Source organism: Isoptericola luteus, assembly GCF_020297055.1.
GTDB lineage: Bacteria > Actinomycetota > Actinomycetes > Actinomycetales > Cellulomonadaceae > Isoptericola > Isoptericola luteus.
Map to the genome: position 1 here is coordinate 66,920 of NZ_JAIXCQ010000014.1, position 19,591 is coordinate 86,510.

Consider the following 19,591-nt stretch of genomic DNA (forward strand, 5'->3'; position numbering starts at 1 on the left):
AGCAGGGCGCGTTCGACCCGACGGTGATCGGGCCCTCCGCGCGCCCGGGCACGGCGGAGGAGTGGCTCGGGTCGTACACCGACGCCGACACGGAGCGGTGGTTCTCCGAGCCGCCCAAGTCGAAGCACCGCACCGCGTTCGAGCGGGACCGCGCGCGCGTGGTGCACTCCTCGGGCCTGCGCCGCCTGGGCGCCAAGACCCAGGTGCTCGGCCCCGGCAGCGACGACTTCGTGCGCACCCGCCTCACGCACTCCCTCGAGGTGGCGCAGGTGGGCCGCGAGATGGGCCGCGCGCTCGGCTGCGACCCCGACCTGGTGGACACCGCGTGCCTCACGCACGACCTCGGCCACCCGCCGTTCGGGCACAACGGGGAGCGGGCGCTCGCGGAGATCGCCGAGCCGATCGGCGGCTTCGAGGGCAATGCGCAGACGCTGCGCCTGCTCACCCGTCTCGAACCCAAGATCTTCGCCCCGGAGGGCTCCCCGCGCGGGCTCAACCTCACCCGCGCGAGCCTCGACGCCAGCGTGAAGTACCCGTGGGCGTACGGGGCCGGCCCCGCGCGTCCCGACGGCGCCCCCACGCCCAAGTTCGGCGTCTACCCCGACGACGCCCCCGTCTTCGAGTGGCTGCGCCGTGGTGCGCCGAGCGGCCGGGTGCGGTGCATGGAAGCGCAGGTCATGGACCTCGCCGACGACATCAGCTACTCCGTGCACGACGTCGAGGACGCCGTCGTCGGGGGCCGCCTCGACCTGCGGGTGCTCGAGGACGCCGACGAGCGCGCCCGCGTCGCGGCGCACGTGCGGGCCTGGTACGGCGAGTGGCACGACCCGGACGCCCTGGACGCCGCGCTCGTGCGGCTGCGCGACACGGGCTACCTGGTCACCGACTTCGACGGCTCCAGGCGTTCCCTGGCGCGCCTCAAGGACGCGACCAGCCAGCTCATCGGCCGGTTCAGCGGCTCGGCCCAGGACGCCACGCGCGAGGTCTTCGGCGACGGTCCGCTCACGCGCTACGCCGCCCAGCTCGTCGTCCCGGACGAGACCGCCGAGGAGATCCTCGCGCTCAAGGGGGTGGCCGTGGCCTACGTCATGGCGCCCCGGGAGGCCGAGCCCGTGTACGGGGCCCAGCGCGAGATCATCGCCGACCTCGTGCGGGTGCTCGCCGACCGGGCGCCCGTCGCGCTCGAGCCCGCCTTCGCGGCGGACTGGCGCGAGGCGGCCGACGACGACGCACGGCTGCGCGTCGTCGTCGACCAGGTCGCCTCGCTCACCGACCTGTCGGCGTTGCAGCTCCACTCCCGGCTGGTCCGGCGCCCCGGCTGACGAGCGCGCCGGTTCAGGTGTGCCGGGTCAGGACTGCTCCGCCATCCAGGCGTCGCTGGCGCGCTGGACGTCAGCGGCCGTGATGCCGTCGTCCACCTGGGCGAAGAACCAGCGGTGACCTGCGGGGCACCGCACGGCGGCCTGACGGAAGCCCGGGAACCAGTCGCCGGGCTCCTGCGTGCTCGTGGCCCCTGCCGCGACGGCGCGGGCGTGCGCGGCGTCGGCGTCGTCGACGTACAGGGTGAACGAACCGGTCGTGGCGCCGTCCGGCTCCGGTGCGACGGCGCCCTCGGCGGGGAACGCCGCAGCCACGGTGAAGGTGGAGGCCCCGCTCGGCGAGGTGATGCGCAGGTCGGAGTGGATGATCGCGTCCCCCGCGGTGATGGTGTCGAGCACCTCCGCGCCGAGGCCGGCGACGTAGAAGTCGATGGCAGCGCGCGGGTCGGCGACGGTGAGGTTGGGGTGCAGCGGTGACAGGTCCATGGTTCCCTCCGTGGGCTCGTGGTGACCGTCCCCATGCTGGTGTCGGTGGTCGGGGGCAGTCTTGGAGGAATGCGACAGGTGTTCGAACACGAGGCGCGGCGGCAGCCGACCGCGTCGACCCACGGGATCGTCGACCCGGCCGCGGCGGCCACCGGGTTCGAGCTCGTGCGCCTCGAGCCGGCACCCGACCTCGCCGACCTGGTGGAGCGCCACTGGGTGATCCGCTGGGACCTGCCGCCGGGGGCCGAGTTCAGGCAGGTGGTGATTCCGCACCCGAACGCCAACGCGGTGGCGGAGGCGGGCGGCTGGCGCGTGCACGGCGTCCCGGCGGGGCTGTTCTCACGAACCTTGCACGGCCACGGCGCGGTGGTGGGCACCAAGCTGCGGCCCGGCGCGCTGCGGATGCTGCTCGGCGACCCGGAGGCGGTCCGCCCCGACCTGGTGATGCCCGCCGGCGTGGCGTTCGCCGCGCGGGCCCCGGGGTACCCGGCGTCCGGGGACGTCGAGGCGGCGGGCCGGGCCGCCGTCCTCGCGGCGCTCTCGGGGGACGTCGCCGGCGCCGTCGAGCCGCTCACGCCAGTGCTCCGCGCGGTCGCCGCGCGGCGCCGCACCGCGCGCTCGACCGCCGCGCTGGACAGGGTGGCGCGCGCGCTCGCGGCCGTCGTCGGCGGGGAGCTCGGGCCCGACGCCGGGGTGCGGGAACTCGCGGCGCACGCCGGCACGACGCCGCGGTCCCTGCAGCGGCTGTTCGCGCACTGGGTCGGGGTGAGCCCCAAGTGGGTGCTCCAGCGCCATCGCGTGCACCTCGCGGCGGACCTGCTCGCCGTGGACCCGGGCCGGTCGCTGGCGGACCTGGCCACCGCCGTCGGCTACTACGACCAGGCGCACCTGAGCGCCGACTTCGCCCGGGCCCTCGGTGTCCCGCCGGCGGCGTTCGCGCGGCGCTGCGCGGAGGGGCGCAGGGCGTCCCCGACCGGCGTCCCGACGCCCGTCGGGCGCGCATAGACTCAGCCCCGTGGCGGGGTTGATCAAGCGCGAGGACGTGGAGGCGGTACGCGAGCGCGCGCGGATCGACGAGATCGTCTCCGCCCACGTCACCCTCAAGACGGCCGGCGTCGGATCGCTCAAGGGCCTGTGCCCCTTCCACGACGAGCGCAGCCCGTCGTTCCACGTGCGCCCGGGCGTCGGGCGGTGGCACTGCTTCGGCTGCGGCGAGGGCGGCGACGTCATCTCGTTCGTGCAGAAGATCGACGGGATGGCCTTCACCGAGGCCGTGGAGTACCTCGCGGACCGGGTGGGCGTGCAGCTGCGCTACGAGGACTCGCGCACCGGGGCGGCGGCCGACCGCGGGCACCGCGAGGAGCCGGGCAAGCGCCAGCGCCTGCTCGAGGCCCACAAGGTCGCGGCCGCGTTCTACGCCGAGCAGCTCTTCGGGCCTGGGGCGCAGGCGGCGCGGGCGTTCCTCGCCGAGCGCAGCTTCGACCGTGCCGACGCGGAGAAGTTCGGCGTCGGGTTCGCGCCCACGGGGTGGGACTCGCTCATGCGGCACCTGCGGGGGCGCGGGTTCACCGAGGCGGAGCTGGTCGCGTCGGGCATGGTCAGCCAGGGGCAGCGCGGCGTCTACGACAGGTTCCGCGGGCGGCTGGTGTGGCCCATCCGCGACGTCACGGGCGCCGTCATCGGCTTCGGGGCGCGACGGCTGTACGACGAGGACCAGGGCCCCAAGTACCTCAACACCCCCGAGACCTCCCTGTACAAGAAGTCGCAGGTGCTCTACGGCATCGACCTGGCGAAGAAGTCCATCGCGCAGGGCAAGCGCGTGGTCATCGTGGAGGGGTACACCGACGTCATGGCGGCGCACCTGTCCGGCGTCGAGTCCGCGGTGGCCACCTGCGGCACCGCGTTCGGGGCCGACCACGCCAAGGTGGTGCGCCGGCTGCTCGGAGACACCACGGCGGGGGGCGGCCTGCAGCTCGCGTCCGGGGCCTCGCTCGGCGGCGAGGTGATCTTCACGTTCGACGGCGACGCCGCAGGCCAGAAGGCGGCGGTCCGCGCGTTCGGCGAGGACCAGCGGTTCCACGCGCAGACGTTCGTCGCCGTGGAGCCCGGCGGCATGGACCCGTGCGAGCTGCGCATGGCCCGGGGGCCGGAGGGGGTGCGATCCCTCGTCGACGGCCGGGTGCCGCTGTTCGAGTTCGTCATCCGCACGACCCTCGAGCAGTTCGACCTGGACACCGTGGAGGGGCGGGTCGGTGCGCTGCGGACGTCGGCCCCGCTGGTCGCCGGGATCCGGGACCGCTCGATGCAGCTCGGGTACGCGCGCTCGCTCGCGCGGTGGATCGGCATCGACACCGAGGAGGTCCGCAAGGAGGTGTCCCGCGCGGCGTCGACCCCGTCGCGCCGCACGGCGCAGCAGGACCGCCCGTCGCGTGCCGACGACGCGCCCTCGGCGCCCGTCGTCCCGGTGCTGAGCGCGCCTGACCCCCGCGACCCGGTCGCGCGCCTCGAGCGGCAGGCGCTGATCGTCGCGCTGCAGTACCCACAGCACGTGCCCGACAGCTTCGACGAGCTCGGGGAGGACGCCTTCGGGGTGCCCGCGTGGCGGGCCGTCCACGCCGCCGTGCGGGCGGCGGGCGGCACGACCACCGGGCGCAGCCTGGGGGAGGGGCGCTGGGCGGAATCCGTCGTCGAGGAGGCTCCGGAGGCCGTGGCACCGCTGGTCTCCGAGCTCGCCGTCGCCCCGGTGCCCGAGGACCGGGAGAGCGCGATCGCGGCGTACGTGGCCGACGTCGTGCGGGCGCTGGTCGACCTGGGGCTCACGCGCCGCATCGCGGACGCCAAGGGGCGGCTGCGGCGGCTCGACGCCGGCGACGCCGCCTACGCCGACGCGTTCACCGAGCTCCTCGCCATCGAGGCCCAACGCCGGTCGCTGCGCGACAGCGCCTAGCGTGATCAATGCGGCAGTTCGGGATCAGCGCGGCAGTTCGAACTGCCGCGCTGAACCCGAACTGCCGTACTGATCCACCTCTGCGGCACTTCACATCCTGCGGAAAGGGAGAAGCCGACATGGCATCACCCACGGCGATCGTGGTCGGCGGCGGCATCGGTGGTCTGGCCGCGGCAGTCGCGCTCGCGACGGCGGGCCGGCGCACGACCGTGCTGGAGCGGGCGCACGAGCTCGGCGAGGTGGGAGCGGGCGTGGCACTCACGCCCAACGCCGTCGCGGCCCTGCGCGGCCTGGGCTTCGCCGAGGACGCCGTGGACGCCCTCGGACGGCGCACCTGGGCCACCGGCACCTGGGACTGGACCGGGCGGCCGATCCTGCGCCTCCCGGACGACCCGGACCTGCGCGCGGCGACGGTGCTGCGGGGGGTGCACCGGGCGCGCCTGCACGACGCCCTCCTGGAGCGCGCCCGCGGCCTCGGCGTCGAGGTGGTCACCGACGCGCGCGTCACGACCGTCGACCCGGGTGACGCCGTGGGCGCGCCCGCCGTCGTGCGGTACGCGGACCGCGCCGGCACCGGTCGGGAGATCGAGACCGAGCTGGTCGTGGGCGCCGACGGCGTGCGCAGCGCGATACGGGCGGCCCTGTTCGCCGGCCGCGAGCCCGCGTACTCCGGGTACTCGAGCTGGCGTGCCGTCGTGCCAGGTCTCTTGGCCGGGCCGGGCCTGGTGCAGTACTGGGGCCCGCACGCCGAGTTCGGCACGATGCCGGTGCGCGACGACGCGACCTACTGGTACGGCTACGTCCGCATGCCGCAGGGCCTCCGCCTCGGGGACGAGCACGCCGCGGTGACGCAGCGGTTCGCGGGCTGGGCCGACGAGGTGGGCCGGGTGATCGCCGCGACACCGCCTGAGGCGCTGCTGCGGCACGACGTGCACCACCTGCCCGGCGGCCTTCCCCGGTACGTCCGGGGGCGGGTCGTCATGGTCGGCGACGCCGCGCACGCGACCCTGCCGACGATGGGCCAGGGCGCGGCCACGGCGCTCGAGGACGGCATCTGCGTGGGGCGGATCGTGGCCGCGGGCGTCGCGTCGGGCGCCCCGCTCGGGGAGGCGCTCGCCGCCTACGACGCCGCCCGGCGTCCTCGCTGCCGGGCGCTCGCTCGGGCGTCGGTCGCCTCGGGCCGGTTCGGGTCGCACCTGGGGCCGCGATGGCAGGGCCTGCGGAACACGCTGATGCGCCGCGTCCCGGCCGCGGCCGCCACCCGTGGCGCCCGCGCGGTCATGGGGTGGACCCCGCCCGAGCCGGCCTGAGGCTCAGGCGCGTGCCCCCTCGGCGGCCTCCACGGTGCCGGCCCGGCGACGGCGAGCCTCGTCGCGGTCCGCGGGCATGAGGGTCGAGAGTCCCACGAGCACGACGGCGCACCCGACGAGCAGCACGAACACGAGGTGCAGGGCGGACATCAGCCCGGGGCCGACCGGCGTCCCGCCGGCGCCGATCGTGGTGCGGGCGTTGACGATCGCGCCGCACACCGCGACGCCGACGGCGGAACCCAGGGACCGCGCGAACATGTTGGTGCCGGTGACGGCGCCGCGCTCGGTGAACGCGGCCGACGTCTGGGCGGCGATCAGCGTCGGCACCGACGTCAGGCCCATCCCGGCGCCCACCACGAAGCACGACGCCGCGACCATGACCAGGGACGACGCGTCGTCGAGCAGGAGCAGCAGGGCGGTGCCGGTCAGCGCCAGCGTGGTGCCCACGAGGGTCGTGAACCGGAAGCCGATCCGCAGGTAGAGGTGCCCGGCGTTGGTCGACGAGAGCGGCCAGCCGATGGTCATCGCCGCGAGCGCGAAGCCGGCGAGGAGCGGCCCGGTGCCCAGCACGCCCTGTGCGTAGATCGGGATGTACGTGGACAGGCCCAGCACGACCACGCCCACCAGCAGGGAGATGGTGGACGACACGCCCACCACGCGACGGCGCAGGATCCGCAGGTCCACGATGGGGTACCGCGACCGGGTGGCGTGCAGCCCGAACGCGAGGAGCAGCACCACGGCGGCCGCGAAGATCCCCACCGACGGCGCCGACGTCCACGCCCACGTGCCGCCGCCCTCCAGCAGACCGAGCAGCAGCAGCGTGCTGCCCCCGGCGAGGAGGACCGCACCCACGTAGTCGATGGGCTCGCGGGCACCCTTGTGGGCGGGCTCGTGGTACCGGCGAGCGAGCATCCACGCCGCCACCGCGCACAGCGGCACGTTGATGACGAAGATCCACCGCCAGCTCGTGAACTCGGAGAACACGCCGCCCAGGGTGGGGCCGACGACGGCGGAGATCGCCCACACGGACGCGAGGTAGCCCTGGGCCTTCGCCCGCTCCGCGAGGGTGTAGATGTCGGCCGTGATCGTCATCGACACGGGCATGACGGCACCCGCGCCGAGCCCCTGCAGCGCGCGGCCCGCGATGAGCAGGCCCATGGTCGGCGCCGCCGCGCACAGCACCGAGCCCACGAAGAAGAGCCCGACCCCTGCTAGCATCAGCCGCTTGCGGCCGAGCACGTCCGCGAGCCGGCCGAACAACGGTGTGCTCACCGCCTGGGCGAGCAGGTAGCTCGAGAACAGCCACGGCACCTGGTCAAACCCGCCGAGGTGGCGGGCGATCGTCGCCGAGGCGGTCGCGATGATCGTGGCGTCGAGCGCGACCAGCGCCGTCGCGAGCATGAGCGACGCGAGGACCGGGCCGCGCTCGGAGCGGAGTCCGACGGCGGTGTCAGCAGGGCGGGGCACGTAGGTGACAAGCCACCCGTGACAGGCGGGTATTCCCACGTCGAGCGGGTGACGGGATCCTTGTCGCTCGAGCCTCGGGCCTCGGGCCTCGGGCTATCGGGCGGACGCTCGGAGAGGTCAGCGGCTGTCGGTCAGGCTCGACGGCCGGCTCGTCGGGAAAAGCTGTCCATGGCCGTCAGGACCTCGGATGCTTGCCAGTACTGCTTCCGCTTGGCGGTGGTGGCGGGAGTCAGCACTCCGTCTCGCACCAGCACGTCGATGGTGTTGCGCGCGCCTCGGTCGGAGAGCCCCAGCGTGGTGGCGACGTGCTCGGCGGTGACCACGGGCTGGGCAAACAGCGAGTCGGACAGCGGCCACGCGGAGGAGTTCGAGCGCGCCTTGATCTGCTCGTGCCAGCGGGCACGGATGTCCGCGATGGCCGCGGCCAGCTCGCGGCCGTTGGCGGTGGCGCTCATCGCAGCCTTAGCGACCTCGGTCACGATGCGGTCGACGTCGCCGTCCCGGTACGCGGTGAGCGCGCGGAAATAGCGGTCCGGGTCGCCCAGCAGGCCGGCAGAGACGGGGACGGTCGTGGCCCGCAGCAGGCCTCGTCGGCGCAGCACCGACTGGAGCAGCACCCGGCCGGTGCGGCCGTTGCCTTCGGTGAACGGGTGGATGGTCTCGAACTGCGCGTGGGTGATCGCGGCATGAGCGATCGCCGGCACGTCATACCGCCCCGCGAAGCGGACGAGGTCGTGGATGGCAGCGACGACCCGGTCGTGGTGAGGCGGGATGAAGTCGGCGCCGTGGGGATAGGCGGTGTGCGAGCCGATCCAGACCTGCTCGGTGCGCCACCGCCCCGCGACGTCGGGCTCGGACGCCATCATCAGGGCGCGGTGCACAGCGAGGATCGCCTCGGCGTCCACGCGGTCGGCTCCCGCGTCAGCAGCGAGCGTCATGGCGCGCACGTTTGCGGCGACCAGCGCCGCATTCTGCTTCGCATCGACGCCGATGCTCGCCATGGCGAGGTTGCGCGCGTTCGTGGTCAGGTGCTCGATCTGCGAGGAGGACGCGGACTCGCTGCGCAGCAGCACGGCGGGCATCGGGACGGGTAGCGATGACATCTGCTCGTCGAAGCGCACGACGTCCTGGGTGGCACCCTCGACGATCTCGGTGGTCTCGGCAGCGAGCACCACCGGGAGATCGGCGATCTCGGGCGCGACGGCAGCCTTGTAGGGTCGCTCGATCCGCATGCGCTCGAAGACCGACAGCCGTCCTGGCTCGATGGTCGAGGTCCAGTCGCGGTCCTCGTGGCTCAGGGCCGGCCAGCCGTGTCGAGGTTCGGCCGGTGCGTCGAGGTCGTCCGCGGCGGACGGCGAGGCCTGCCCGGAGGGACGTCCAGCGTCGCCGCGCAGGTTGCCGTGCCGGTCGGTGGTGGTCATGCACGTACCCTTCACTCTGAACGCGCCGTAATGAACTGTACGTGAGTTTGCTTCAATAGCGCGCGTTCTTGTTGAAGCAAAGGGTGGAGCCGCTCCAGTGCCCCGGGTCGATCGGCAATACGTGGCGCGGCAGATCGCCGTCAAGAAGTCGACAGCAGGCGTTCGTTCTCCCACGACAGCAAGGATGCCGACGACTCACCCTCCCGGGACAGCGACACCAAGAACGGCGACGAGTCCACGCCGGGCGGCAGTGCGGCGACGGCCCAGGGTGCGAGTGAGCGGCGTCGACGTCGGGGCCGTCGTTCCGCTCGTGCTGTTGGCACTCGGCATCGGAGTGTTGGCCCGATCGGCCGGGCCGCGTCGATTGCCCACGTTGTAGGCCGCGGTGGGATGGCCGGGAATACATCGAGACCCTGAATCCCCATGTCAGAAGGGGTTTCAGGGCCTCGTCTCGGCTCCCGCGGTTGGACTTGAACCAACGACCGTCCGATTAACAGTCGGATGCTCTGCCAGCTGAGCTACGCGGGATCGCGTGATCCACCGGGCCGTGCGACCCCGTGAACCGGAAAGAACAATACCAGCCCTACGCGGGTAGTCCGGACGCTCCCCGCACCCTGGACTCCGTGGCGTCCACCACTCGGGCGACGGCCGGGTCGTCGAGGTCCACGCCCGGCCCGGCGATGGCCTGGGAGAACAGGGCGCCGCCGGCGGAGCGGCGGACGGCGACCTTGACCTGGCCGCCACCGGGCACCGCCACGGTCTCGGCGAGCACCACCGACCACTGGACGCGCTCGCGAAAGGCCTGGGTGAACGAGGTGCGCTCGGCGTCGACGAGCTCGAGCGGCGTGTCGCCGGTCGCGTCCACCCACTCGACGGTCAGCACCGACCGCTCCGGGTCGTACGCCGCGTGGTCGACGTCGGACCAGGGCCGGTGCAGACGCACGGAAGCGTCGGTCACGACGGCGAGCGCCGTCGTCGTCGCGACCGTCCACGCGCCGTCGGCCAGCTCAGCCGCGGCCAGTACCCGCTCGCCGCGGGCGAGCGGCAGGGTGCGTCGGACGTCGTCGGGCAGGGAAGGGCGGCGGAACCACATGGCGGCAGCGTAGCGGCGCGTCAGGCAGGGCTGGCGGTGCCGGTGCCCGGCTCGGGCCCGGCGGACGTCTGCTCGCGGGCTGCCTGCTCCCGCTGCAGCCGTGCCTGCTCGAGGAGCCAGCGCAGCTCGGGGTCGTCGTCGTCCGTACCGCCCTCGTGGGGTGTGACCGGGGAGGGCTCGGTCTCCCACGTGCGCCTGCGACCGGGGTAGGTGGCGGGCGGGGTCGGGCCCGCCGGGAACCCGGTGCCCCGGGCCGAGCGGCGGCGCTGCCGTGCGCTCTGGCTCACCACGATCCATGCAACGGAGCCGGCGAACGGCAGGAACAGGATGATGACGATCCAGACGCCCTTCGCGAGGCCGCCCGTGTCGTCATCGTCCGCCTGCACGACGTCGACGATCGCGTAGACGATCAGGGCGAGGTAGGCCAGCATCAGCAGCGCACGGAACATGGCTGGGAGCGTAGCGACTCGCCGGGCCCGGGCCCAGGTGGCAGGCCGATCTCTCCGCCGTGCCCCGTGCAGGACTTGAACCCGCGACCGAGAGATTATGAGTCTCCTGCTCTGACCAGCTGAGCTAACGGGGCGCGCCGGTGAGCATACCGGGGGGCGGCGGCCGGAGGGGATGCGCCGGGCTGCCGGGTGGGGTGTCATGTGGGGGTGACCATCGATGTCAGGCGGGTGTACGACCCACCGGATCCCGGGGACGGTACCCGCGTGCTGGTGGACCGGCTGTGGCCGCGCGGGCTGTCGAAGGAGGACGCGCGCCTGGACGAGTGGTGCAAGGACGTCGCGCCGTCGGCAGAGCTGCGCACCTGGTTCCATCACGACCAGGAGGCCCGCTTCGAGGAGTTCGAGCGCCGGTACCGGGCCGAGCTCGACGACAACCCCGCGGTGGCCCGCCTCGCGGAACAGGGGTCGGGGCAGCGGCGGCTGACGCTGCTCTACGCGATCCGCGACACCGAGCAGAACCACGCCCTCGTGCTGCGCGACGTCCTGGTGGACTACCTCGAGGCGGCGGGCTCCACCTCGGCGGACTGATCGGACGTCACCCCGTCGCGGCGAGGGGTCAGCGCCCGGACGATGCGGTCGAGGTCCCGCTCGACGGCCCGCCGCAGCCGCGGGCCGAGCGGGCGCTCGACGAACCGGTGCACGAGGTACGCCGCGCCGAGCATCGTGAGCGTCACGACAGCGAACGTCACGACCATCGGCAGGTGCGGGTAGAGGCGTTCGATGAGCCACTCGCCCCAGGACGAGTGCAGCAGGTACAGGGGATAGGTCAGCGCCCCGGCGACGGTGAGCCAACGCCACGAGAGCCGGTTGACCGGCGTCAGCGCGATGAGGGCGACCAGCGCGAAGCACGCGGCGATCGCGGGCCAGTAGGCCTGCGGGTCCACGGTGACGCCGGTGCTCGTCGCGATGCGTAGGGACTGGCTGCGGCCGGAGACGGCGCAGGCGAGGACGACGTTGCCGGCGAGCACCAGCCACGGGGCGACGGCCCGGCGCTCGCGGACGAGCAGGAACAGCATCATCCCGCCGGCGAAGAGCGGTGCGTCCGTGCCGACGAGCACGGTGGCGGCCAGCTCGTGGTCGGACCGCGCGGCGACGACGGCCGCGAGGGGCCACAGGGTGGCGAACGCGATGAGACGGTTGCGGGTCATCCCCACGGCGAGCAGCACGCCGATGAGCACGTAGAACCGCAGCTCGGTCCACAGCGTCCAGTACACGGGCTCGAGGTCCTGCATGCCGAAGGCGCGCTGCGCCATCGTGACGTTGGCCGCGGTCTCCGACAGGCCGACGTCCTTGGTGCCGGGAGCGACCACGAGCAGCAGCAGGAGCACCGCGACGATGGACAGCCAGTAGGCCGGGAACAGCCGCCCCACCCGGGACGCCGTGAAGGAGCGCACGCCACGGCCCCACGCGGACATGAGGATGACGAACCCGCTGATCACGAAGAAGAGCTGGACGCCGAACGAGCCGAAGGCGGCCACCGGCTGCGCGTCGGGGAACGACTCGGCAGTCTCGGCGCCCCAGGCCTGGTGGTTCACGGCGACGTAGTGGTAGACGAGCACGCCGAGGGCGGCGACGAAGCGCAGCGCGTCCAGGGCGGCGAGGCGGGGCCTGCCCGCGGCCTTCGGCCCCGTGGACTTCGGCCCGGCGGACCTTGCCATCGCGCCCGCGGGCGCCGACCCGGGGTCCGAGGCAGGGCTGTCGCCGGCATCGGGGGCAGGAGCGGTCACGGGTGCGGTCGTCGTCTCAGTCATCCATCGTCACGTTATCAAACCGTGACCTTGGGGCCTCGGGGCGTCCGCCGACGTGGGAGAATGCGGCCATGGCGATGCGAGAGATCCGCGTGCTGCCCGACCCCGTGTTGCGCACCGCTTGCGACGAGATCACCACCATCGACGACCGCGTACGCGGACTCGTCGACGACCTTCTGGAGACGGTGGACGCCGACGGGCGCGCCGGGCTGGCTGCCAACCAGATCGGAGTGAACCTGCGGGCGTTCTCCTGGAACGTGGAGGACGAGATCGGCTATGTCCTCAACCCGCGGATCGTCGCCGTGTCCGACGAGACGCAGGACGGCGACGAGGGGTGCCTGTCGGTCCCGGGCCTCTGGTACCCGACGACGCGCGCGTGGTACGCCAAGGTCGTGGGCACTGACCTGGACGGCGACGAGGTCGTCGTGGAGGGCACGGGTCTCATGGCCCGCTGCCTGCAGCACGAGTGCGATCACCTGGACGGCAAGCTGTACCTCGACCGCCTGGAGCGGGCGACGCGCAAGAAGGCCATGCGCGAGCTGCGCGAGCGTCTCTGAGGCCGCCCGGACGCCTCTGACCGGCCACAAGGCCGTGCGCGTGAACGCGCACGGTCCCTCAAGTCCTGCTCAAATCCGTGTTTCCTCTCGCATCGGGGGGAGGACTCGGGCAGGATGTGACGCGTAGACACAATGCGACACGCCGTAGGGGCGCAAGACATGTCGACGCCTGGTGCTCGAGGACGTAGGGGAAGACGGACCTCGAATCCAGGGAGGACAACATGGCTGGTGCGATCACCCGCGGTGTGCTGTTCGTGCACTCGGCACCCCGTGCACTGTGCCCCCACGTCGAGTGGGCAGCGGGCACAGTGCTCGATAGTCGTGTGTCGCTGGACTGGACTCCCCAGCCGGCGTCGCGCGGCCTCTACCGTGCTGAGCTCTCGTGGCAGGGCGCCCCAGGGACGGGTGCCCGGCTGGCCTCTGCCCTTCGTGGCTGGGACCACCTGCGCTACGAGGTGACCGAGGACGCGAGCCACGGCGTCGACGGCGCACGCTGGTCCCACACGCCCGAGCTCGGCATCTTCCACGCGATGACCGACGTGCACGGCAACGTCGTCGTGCCCGAGGACCGGGTGCGCACCGCGCTCGATTCCGCGCACGACGGGCGTTCCGTGCGCGAGGCCCTCGACCTCGCCCTGGGCACCGCGTGGGACGACGAGCTCGAGCCGTTCCGCTACGCCGGGGCCGGCGCACCCGTGCGCTGGCTGCACCGCGTCGGGTAGCGCCCAGCGCCCGCACGCAGCCCGGACGACGACGGCGCCCTGCCACCGCGAGGTGGCAGGGCGCCGTGGTCTGTGACGGCAGACGGGCCGGATCAGGCGCTGGTGACCACCAGGGCCACGTTGTGCCCGCCGAACCCGAACGAGTTGTTGATCGCGACCAGGTCGCCGTCGGGCAGCTTCTCCGGGGTGTCGCGCACGAGCGGCACCTGGAGCTCCGGGTCCGGGTTGGCCACGTTGATCGTGGGAGGCGCGAGCCGGTCCGCGAGAGCCTTGACGGTGAACAGCGTCTCCAGCGCGCCGGCACCGCCCAGCAGGTGCCCGGTCATCGACTTGGTCGCGGACAGCCGCACGTGGTCCGCCTCGCCACCCATGAGGGTGCGGATCGACGCGGTCTCGGTGAGGTCGCCGACCTTCGTCGAGGTCGCGTGCGCGTTGACGTGCACGACGTCGCGGGAGGTCACGCCGGCGTCCTCCAGGGCGCGGCGCATGGCCGAGACCTGGCCGGTGCCCTCGGGGTCGGGCGAGGTGATGTGGTACGCGTCGGCGGACAGGCCGACGCCGCCGATCTTCGCGTAGACGCGGGCGCCGCGGGCGGCGGCGTGCTCCGCGCTCTCCAGCACCAGCACCGCCGCGCCCTCGCCGATGACGAAGCCGTCGCGGTCGACGTCGTACGGGCGGGACGCCCCCTGCGGGTCGTCGTTGCGCAGGGACAGCGTGCGCGAGGCGGCGAACGCCGCGATCGGCATGGGGTGGATCGTGGCCTCCGTCCCACCGCAGACCACGACGTCGGCCCGGCCGTTGCGGATCATGTCGACGCCGTAGCCGATGGCCTCCGCGCCGGAGGCGCAGGCGGACACCAGGGCGTGTGCGCCCGCCTTGGCGCCGAGCTCGAGCGACACGTACGCGGCGGGGGAGTTCGGCATGAGCATCGGCACCGTCATGGGCAGCATGCGGCGTGCGCCACGCTCCTGGAGCAGGTCCCAGCCGTCGAGCGTCGTCCAGATGCCGCCGATGCCCGACGACACGACGGCACCCAGCCGCTCGCCGTCGACCTCGGGGGCGCCGGCGTCCTGCCAGGCCTCGCGGGCCGCGACCATCGCGTACTGCGTGGACGGGTCCATGCGCTTGGTCTCGGGGCGGGTGAGGACCTCGTCGGGGCGGACCTTGATGGTCGCCGCGAACGTGACGGGCAGCCCGTACTTCTCGGCCCAGTCGTTCTCGAACGTCCGGGCGCCGGACTCGCCCGCCAGGGCCGCCGCCCAGGTGCTGGGGGCGTCGCCGCCCAGAGGGGTGGTGGCGCCGAGTCCGGTGACGACGACGTCGCGCGAGGCGGGTGCGGCAGTCATGGTGGGTCGCTCCTGTGTCGAGACGGCCGGGTCGTCGGCCGGTGCGGTGGTTCGGGTCACGCGGGCGGACCGGGTCGCCGGTCCGCCCGCGTCACGACGGGACGGCGGCTGCGGTCCCGTGCGATGAGCGGGCCGCTCAGGCGGCCTGGGCGCCCTCGATGAAGGAGACGGCGTCGCCGACCGTCGCGAGGTTCTTCACCTCGTCGTCGGGGATGCGGACGCCGAACTTGTCCTCGGCGTGCGTCACGATCGTCATCATCGACAGCGAGTCGATGTCGAGGTCGTCGGTGAAGGACTTCTCCGTGACGACGGCGTCGGTCGGCAGACCGGTCTCCTCGGCGACGATCTCGGCGAGGCCCTCGAGAATCTCCTGCGCGGTGTAAGCCATGGGGTGGGTTTCTCCTTGTACGGGGTACCGGCCGTCCGGCACCGATGGGGTGGTGCGGTGCGATTCTTCCGCACCAGGGGGGTTGCCCGCCACGAGGCCCCGCAGGGCCCACGGGCAGGCCGGGTCAGGGAAGCACGACGACCTGCGCCGCGTAGACGAGCCCGGCGCCGAAGCCGATCTGCAGCGCCAGGTCGCCGGAAGAAGCCAGCCCCTCGGCGAGCAGCCGTTCGGTGGCCAGCGGGATCGACGCGGCCGACGTGTTGCCGGTGTCGGCGATGTCGCGGCCGACCACCACGGAGTCCGGCAGCCCGAGCTGCTTGATCATCTGGTCGATGATCCGCATGTTGGCCTGGTGCGGCACGAAGACCTGGATGTCCTCGGGCTCGACCCCTGCCTCGGCCATGGCCTTGGCCGCGACCGGCGCCATCTGGAACGCGGCCCACTTGAACACCGAGGGGCCGTCCTGGCGCAGGGTGGGCCAGCCCGCCGACGGGTCCTCGCGCAGGTCGGACCACGAGTGCGTCTGGCGGATGGCGGCCGCCTTGTCGCCGTCGGAGCCCCAGACGGTGGGCCCGATACCGGGCACGTCGGAGGGGCCGACGACGACGGCGCCCGCGCCGTCGCCCAGGAGGAAGGAGATGGACCGGTCCGTCGGGTCGATGAAGTCGGACATCTTCTCGGCGCCGATGACGAGCACGTGCCGGGCAGCACCCGCGCGCACGAGCGCGTCGGCCTGCCCGATGCCGTAGGCGTAGCCCGCGCAGGCGGCCGAGATGTCGTAGGCCGCGGCCGGGGTCGCGCCGAGCCGGTCGGCGAGCACCGCGGCACCGGCGGGCGTCTGGTGGAAGTACGTGACCGTCGAGAGGATGACGGCGTCGATGTCGGAACCCGTGAGGCCGGCCGCGTCGATGGCCTTGCGGGCCGCCGCCTCGGCGAGGTCGAGGACATCGGTGGCCGCGTCCGCGCGCCGGCGGGTGACGATCCCGGTCCGCTGGCGGATCCACTCGTCCGAGGAGTCGATCGGGCCGGCGACGTCGTCGTTCGTCACGACGTTGGCGCCCCGCTCGCCGGCGACGGCCAGGATGCGCGAGTACCGGACGGGCTCGGCCTGCCGCAGGGCCTTGCGCGTGCTCACGCGGCGGCCTCGGCGACGGTCGAGTGCCGGGCGACGAGGTCGCGCGCGGCCTCGATGTCGTCGGGGGACTTCACGGCGACGGACTCGACACCCTTGAGCGCACGCTTGGCCAGGCCTGTCAGGACGCCGCCGGGCGCGAGCTCGAGGATGCCGGTGACGCCGCGCTCGGCGAGCGTGGCCTGGCACAGGTCCCAGCGCACGGGGGCCGTCACCTGGGCTGCGAGGCGCGTCAGGACGTCGGCGGCGGTGCCGTGCCCGTGCGAGCCGGGAGCGAGCGAGTCGTAGGTGGCTCCGTCGGCGTTCGACAGGAGCGGCAGCCGCGGGTCCGTCGCCAGCCATCCCTCGGCCACCTGGGCGAAGGCGCTCCGGGCCGAGTCCATGAACGGGGTGTGGAACGCGCCTGCGACCTGCAGCGGGATGACGCGGGTACGTGCCGGGGCGTCGGCCGCGAAGGCCGTGAGCCGCTCGGGGTCGCCGGCGGCGACGATCTGGCCGCCGCCGTTGACGTTCGCGGGAAACAGCCCGGCGGCCTCGATCGCCGCCATGACCTCGTCGGGGTCGCCACCGACGACGGCGCTCATGCCCGAGGGAGCCGCCGCGGCGGCCTCGGCCATGGCCCGGGCGCGGTGGGACACGAGGCCCACGGCACCGGCGTCGTCCAGCGCCCCGGCGACGGCCGCGGCACTGAGCTCGCCGACCGAGTGGCCCGCCGTGACGTCGACGACGTCGGTCGCGGCGCGGCCGTCGAGGATCACGCGCAGCGCGAGCAGCGAGGACGACACGATGAGCGGCTGCGCGACCGCGGTGTCCCGGATCGTGTCGGCGTCCGACGTCGTCCCGTGCAGGGCGAGGTCGGTCCCGGCCGCCGCGGAGAACGAGTCGAGCAGGTCAACGGTGCCGGGCAGCTCCAGCCAGGGCGAGAGCATTCCGGGGTTCTGGGAGCCCTGTCCAGGGCAGACGACGGCGAGCACGTCCCCACGGTGTCATCCCCTCGGGCGCGCGGTGCGTCGCGACGCGCACGAACCTGGGGAAGGTCGATTGTGGGAAACCTCCAACACCTCGCGTGGCTCATCCCGCGGGGCACGCGGACGGGGGACGTCAGCCGGTGTGCGCCGTGTCGAGCTGGCCGAGCGCCAGTGCCACCTGCAGGACGAACGACTCGCGGGCGTCCAGCGGGTCCCACCCGGTGATCTCCGAGACCTTGCGCAGGCGGTACCGCACGGTGTTGGGGTGCACGTACAGCCTGCGGGCAGCGGCCTCGAGCGACCGGCCGGTGCCGAGGTAGGCCGAGAGGGTCTCCAGCACCGAGCCGGAGGCCGCCTCCAACGGGCGGTACGCCTGCGCCACGAGCGTGCGCCGGGCGGTGAGGTCGCCGGTCAGGACACGCTCGGGCAGCAGGTCGTCGGCGAGCACGGGCCGGGGTGCGTGCGGCCAGGCCGCCGCCGCCGCGAGGCCCGCGAGGGCCGCGCCGGCGGACAGGGCCGCCGCCGACACGTCGGGCACCACGCCGCCGATCACGACCGGGCCGGGGCCGAACCGGTCCAGCAGCGAGGTCGCGGCGGCGACGAGGTCGCCCTCGCCGCCCAGCACGAGCACCAGCCGGTCGCCGTGGATGCCGACCAGAGCGTCGCCGGCGGCCCGGCGTGCGAGCCGCCGCAGCTCGGCCGTGCGCATGTCGTCCAGGCGGGCCGTGGCCTCGCCCACGACGACGAGCGCGTGGCCCCGGCCGCTCCAGCCGAGCGCGGAGACGCGGGAGCGCAGCGAGTCGTCGCCGTCGCCCCGCACGAGCGCGTCGACGACGAGGGCCTCCAGCCGGGCGTCCCACGCGCCGCGGACCTCCGCCGCCCGCGCGTAGACCTCCGCCGCGGAGAACGCGACCTCACGGGAGTAGCGCAGCACGGCCTCGCGCAGGTCCCGCTCGTACCCGGGTGCGGCGATCTCGTCGGAGTGCGACTCGACGACGTCGACCATGAGCCGCACCAGCTGCAGCGTGTGCTGCAGGGAGATCGAGCGCGTCAGCTCCGGCGGCGCGGCGGCGAACATCTCGCCAACGCCGTGGGGGGTGGTGGCGGCCGGCTCGGCGAACCAGTTCACGAACGCGTTGATCGCGGACTGGGCGACAAGGCCGACGTACGAGCGGTCCTCGGCAGGAAGCTGCCGGTACCAGGAGACCTCCTCGTCGAGCCTGCGCATGGCCGTGGCCGTGAGCATCCCGAGCCCCTCGCGTACGCGCTGGACGTTCTCCCCGCGCGGGACCGGCTCGGCGGCGGGGGCGCGCGACGAGTCCCCGGGGGCGGCGGCGGGCGTCGCGGTCGCGCTTCGTGTGGTCGCCATGCGTCCGAGGATACGGGGGAGGTTGTGGGGAGTGCACAAAGCCGCCGTCGCGGGGCCCGGGGCCAGGTGATTGGATATGGTCGAGGGCATGGCACTCATGCCCCGGCTCCGGCAGCTCCTGCGGCGGTCGTTCTCTGCCTCGACCGTCGGGGCTCGCCGTCCGACGTCCCGCCGGCGGGAAGGGGACACGGTGCAGGAGGACGCGCTGCGCGCCATGCTCGCCGACGACCCGAACGACGAGCGCGCCTTCTACGCCCTCGCGGAGATCGTGCGGCGGCGGGCGGCCGAGAGCCCCCATGCGGACGACCCGCTCACCGCGCCCGTGGACGAGGTGGCCAAGCAGCGGGCGGCGGACCTGGCGGTCTGGTCGCTCGCCGAGGAGCTCGCCGGGCATCCCCGCGGGTGGCGGCCCCTGCTCGAGCTCGGACGGCTCTCCCTGGCCGACGATCCCGAGGGGGCGGTACGACGTCTCGCGACCGCGTCCGAGCGGGACCCCGAGGGCGTGGCCCTCGCGGAGGGCCTCGCGATCCTGCGCGAGGCCGGGATGCCGGCGGAGGCGCTCGGGCTCGGCATCGGGCACTGGCGCGCCCGCGAGCACGTCGCGGAGGTCGGGCGGCAGCTGGTGCTGGCCGCTCTCGAGGCCGGACGCACCGCGGAGGCCAAGCAGCACCTCGAGTCGCTGGAGCTGCGCGAGGGCACCGAGGAGCTGCGCGCGGAGCTCGCCCGCACCCTGGCCGAGGCCGAGCAGACCCCGCCGAGATAGAGAGGCACCTCGCCGAGATAGAGAGGGGGCGGGTCGCGCTTCTGCG

Annotated in this window: 19 protein-coding genes and 2 tRNA genes; 8 read left to right on the forward strand and 13 right to left on the reverse strand. The window is 73.7% G+C overall.

Annotation, left to right across the window (positions count from 1 at the left end; genetic code table 11):
• Nucleotides 1-26: 26 nt before the first annotated feature.
• Nucleotides 27-1,322, forward strand: a complete 1,296-nt coding sequence (locus LEP48_RS16470; protein ID WP_225566684.1) for a deoxyguanosinetriphosphate triphosphohydrolase — start codon at nt 27-29, stop codon at nt 1,320-1,322.
• Nucleotides 1,323-1,349: 27 nt separating this feature from the next.
• Here LEP48_RS16470 and LEP48_RS16475 read toward each other — a convergent pair whose 3' ends face one another.
• Entirely contained in the window at nt 1,350-1,805 is a 456-nt protein-coding gene (locus tag LEP48_RS16475) for a VOC family protein (protein ID WP_225566661.1), read from the reverse strand.
• A gap of 78 nt (nt 1,806-1,883) precedes the next feature.
• Between LEP48_RS16475 and LEP48_RS18875 the strand changes: the two genes are divergently transcribed.
• The 3 genes from LEP48_RS18875 (at nt 1,884) to LEP48_RS16490 (ending at nt 6,062) form a co-directional block, all read left to right on the forward strand.
• On the forward strand, nt 1,884-2,810 hold the full coding sequence (locus LEP48_RS18875; RefSeq protein ID WP_225566662.1) for an AraC family transcriptional regulator: 927 nt from the start codon (nt 1,884-1,886) through the stop codon (nt 2,808-2,810).
• 10 nt (nt 2,811-2,820) lie between these two features.
• A complete protein-coding gene (dnaG, locus tag LEP48_RS16485; protein ID WP_225566663.1) occupies nt 2,821-4,752 on the forward strand; it encodes a DNA primase in 1,932 nt (643 codons plus the stop codon).
• A 119-nt stretch (nt 4,753-4,871) separates the two neighbouring features.
• Entirely contained in the window at nt 4,872-6,062 is a 1,191-nt protein-coding gene (locus LEP48_RS16490) for an FAD-dependent monooxygenase (RefSeq protein WP_225566664.1), read from the forward strand.
• Nucleotides 6,063-6,065: 3 nt separating this feature from the next.
• On the opposite strand, the gene LEP48_RS16495 is transcribed toward LEP48_RS16490, so the two are convergent.
• From LEP48_RS16495 to LEP48_RS16520, 6 genes are all read right to left on the reverse strand, one after another.
• The gene (locus tag LEP48_RS16495; protein WP_225566665.1) at nt 6,066-7,529 is read right to left on the reverse strand and encodes an MFS transporter; all 1,464 of its coding nucleotides are present in this window, start codon (nt 7,527-7,529) and stop codon (nt 6,066-6,068) included.
• Nucleotides 7,530-7,660: 131 nt separating this feature from the next.
• On the reverse strand, nt 7,661-8,950 hold the full coding sequence (locus LEP48_RS16500; protein WP_225566666.1) for a Fic family protein: 1,290 nt from the start codon (nt 8,948-8,950) through the stop codon (nt 7,661-7,663).
• Nucleotides 8,951-9,405: 455 nt separating this feature from the next.
• Nucleotides 9,406-9,478: transfer RNA gene (locus tag LEP48_RS16505), tRNA-Asn, on the reverse strand.
• A 55-nt stretch (nt 9,479-9,533) separates the two neighbouring features.
• Nucleotides 9,534-10,043 (reverse strand): hypothetical protein, encoded by a 510-nt coding sequence (locus LEP48_RS16510; protein ID WP_225566667.1) that lies wholly within the window; start codon nt 10,041-10,043, stop codon nt 9,534-9,536.
• 20 nt (nt 10,044-10,063) lie between these two features.
• Nucleotides 10,064-10,492, reverse strand: a complete 429-nt coding sequence (locus tag LEP48_RS16515) for a PLD nuclease N-terminal domain-containing protein (protein ID WP_225566668.1) — start codon at nt 10,490-10,492, stop codon at nt 10,064-10,066.
• A 60-nt stretch (nt 10,493-10,552) separates the two neighbouring features.
• Nucleotides 10,553-10,626, reverse strand: a tRNA-Ile gene (locus tag LEP48_RS16520).
• A 73-nt stretch (nt 10,627-10,699) separates the two neighbouring features.
• On the opposite strand from LEP48_RS16520, the gene LEP48_RS16525 reads away from it, so the two are divergent.
• Complete coding sequence (locus LEP48_RS16525; RefSeq protein WP_225566669.1) at nt 10,700-11,080, forward strand: DUF488 domain-containing protein; 381 nt, start codon at nt 10,700-10,702, stop codon at nt 11,078-11,080.
• Here LEP48_RS16525 and LEP48_RS16530 read toward each other — a convergent pair.
• Nucleotides 11,044-12,303 carry an acyltransferase family protein gene (locus tag LEP48_RS16530; protein WP_225566670.1) on the reverse strand — a complete coding sequence of 420 codons (1,260 nt, stop codon included), beginning with the start codon at nt 12,301-12,303 and terminating at the stop codon, nt 11,044-11,046. The genes LEP48_RS16525 and LEP48_RS16530 overlap by 37 nt on opposite strands.
• Nucleotides 12,304-12,371: 68 nt before the next feature.
• On the opposite strand from LEP48_RS16530, the gene def reads away from it, so the two are divergent.
• Together def and LEP48_RS16540 are read left to right on the forward strand one after the other, a co-directional pair.
• On the forward strand, nt 12,372-12,857 hold the full coding sequence (gene def, locus LEP48_RS16535; RefSeq protein ID WP_225566671.1) for a peptide deformylase: 486 nt from the start codon (nt 12,372-12,374) through the stop codon (nt 12,855-12,857).
• Nucleotides 12,858-13,078: 221 nt separating this feature from the next.
• Nucleotides 13,079-13,579 (forward strand): DUF3145 domain-containing protein, encoded by a 501-nt coding sequence (locus tag LEP48_RS16540; protein ID WP_225566672.1) that lies wholly within the window; start codon nt 13,079-13,081, stop codon nt 13,577-13,579.
• 92 nt (nt 13,580-13,671) lie between these two features.
• On the opposite strand, the gene LEP48_RS16545 is transcribed toward LEP48_RS16540, so the two are convergent.
• From LEP48_RS16545 to LEP48_RS16565, 5 genes are all read right to left on the reverse strand, one after another.
• Nucleotides 13,672-14,925, reverse strand: coding sequence for a beta-ketoacyl-[acyl-carrier-protein] synthase family protein (locus LEP48_RS16545; protein ID WP_225566673.1), 1,254 nt, complete (start codon nt 14,923-14,925; stop codon nt 13,672-13,674).
• Between the two features lie 136 nt (nt 14,926-15,061).
• The gene (locus LEP48_RS16550; RefSeq protein ID WP_225566674.1) at nt 15,062-15,313 is read right to left on the reverse strand and encodes an acyl carrier protein; all 252 of its coding nucleotides are present in this window, start codon (nt 15,311-15,313) and stop codon (nt 15,062-15,064) included.
• A gap of 124 nt (nt 15,314-15,437) precedes the next feature.
• Complete coding sequence (locus LEP48_RS16555) at nt 15,438-16,448, reverse strand: beta-ketoacyl-ACP synthase III (RefSeq protein ID WP_225566675.1); 1,011 nt, start codon at nt 16,446-16,448, stop codon at nt 15,438-15,440.
• Entirely contained in the window at nt 16,445-17,419 is a 975-nt protein-coding gene (locus tag LEP48_RS16560) for an ACP S-malonyltransferase (protein ID WP_225566676.1), read from the reverse strand. The genes LEP48_RS16555 and LEP48_RS16560 overlap by 4 nt, the downstream gene beginning before the upstream one ends.
• Nucleotides 17,420-17,546: 127 nt before the next feature.
• Entirely contained in the window at nt 17,547-18,782 is a 1,236-nt protein-coding gene (locus LEP48_RS16565) for a PucR family transcriptional regulator (RefSeq protein WP_225566677.1), read from the reverse strand.
• Between the two features lie 88 nt (nt 18,783-18,870).
• Here LEP48_RS16565 and LEP48_RS16570 point away from each other — a divergent pair, with 88 nt between their 5' ends.
• Nucleotides 18,871-19,545 (forward strand): hypothetical protein, encoded by a 675-nt coding sequence (locus LEP48_RS16570; RefSeq protein WP_225566678.1) that lies wholly within the window; start codon nt 18,871-18,873, stop codon nt 19,543-19,545.
• Nucleotides 19,546-19,591: the final 46 nt, after the last annotated feature.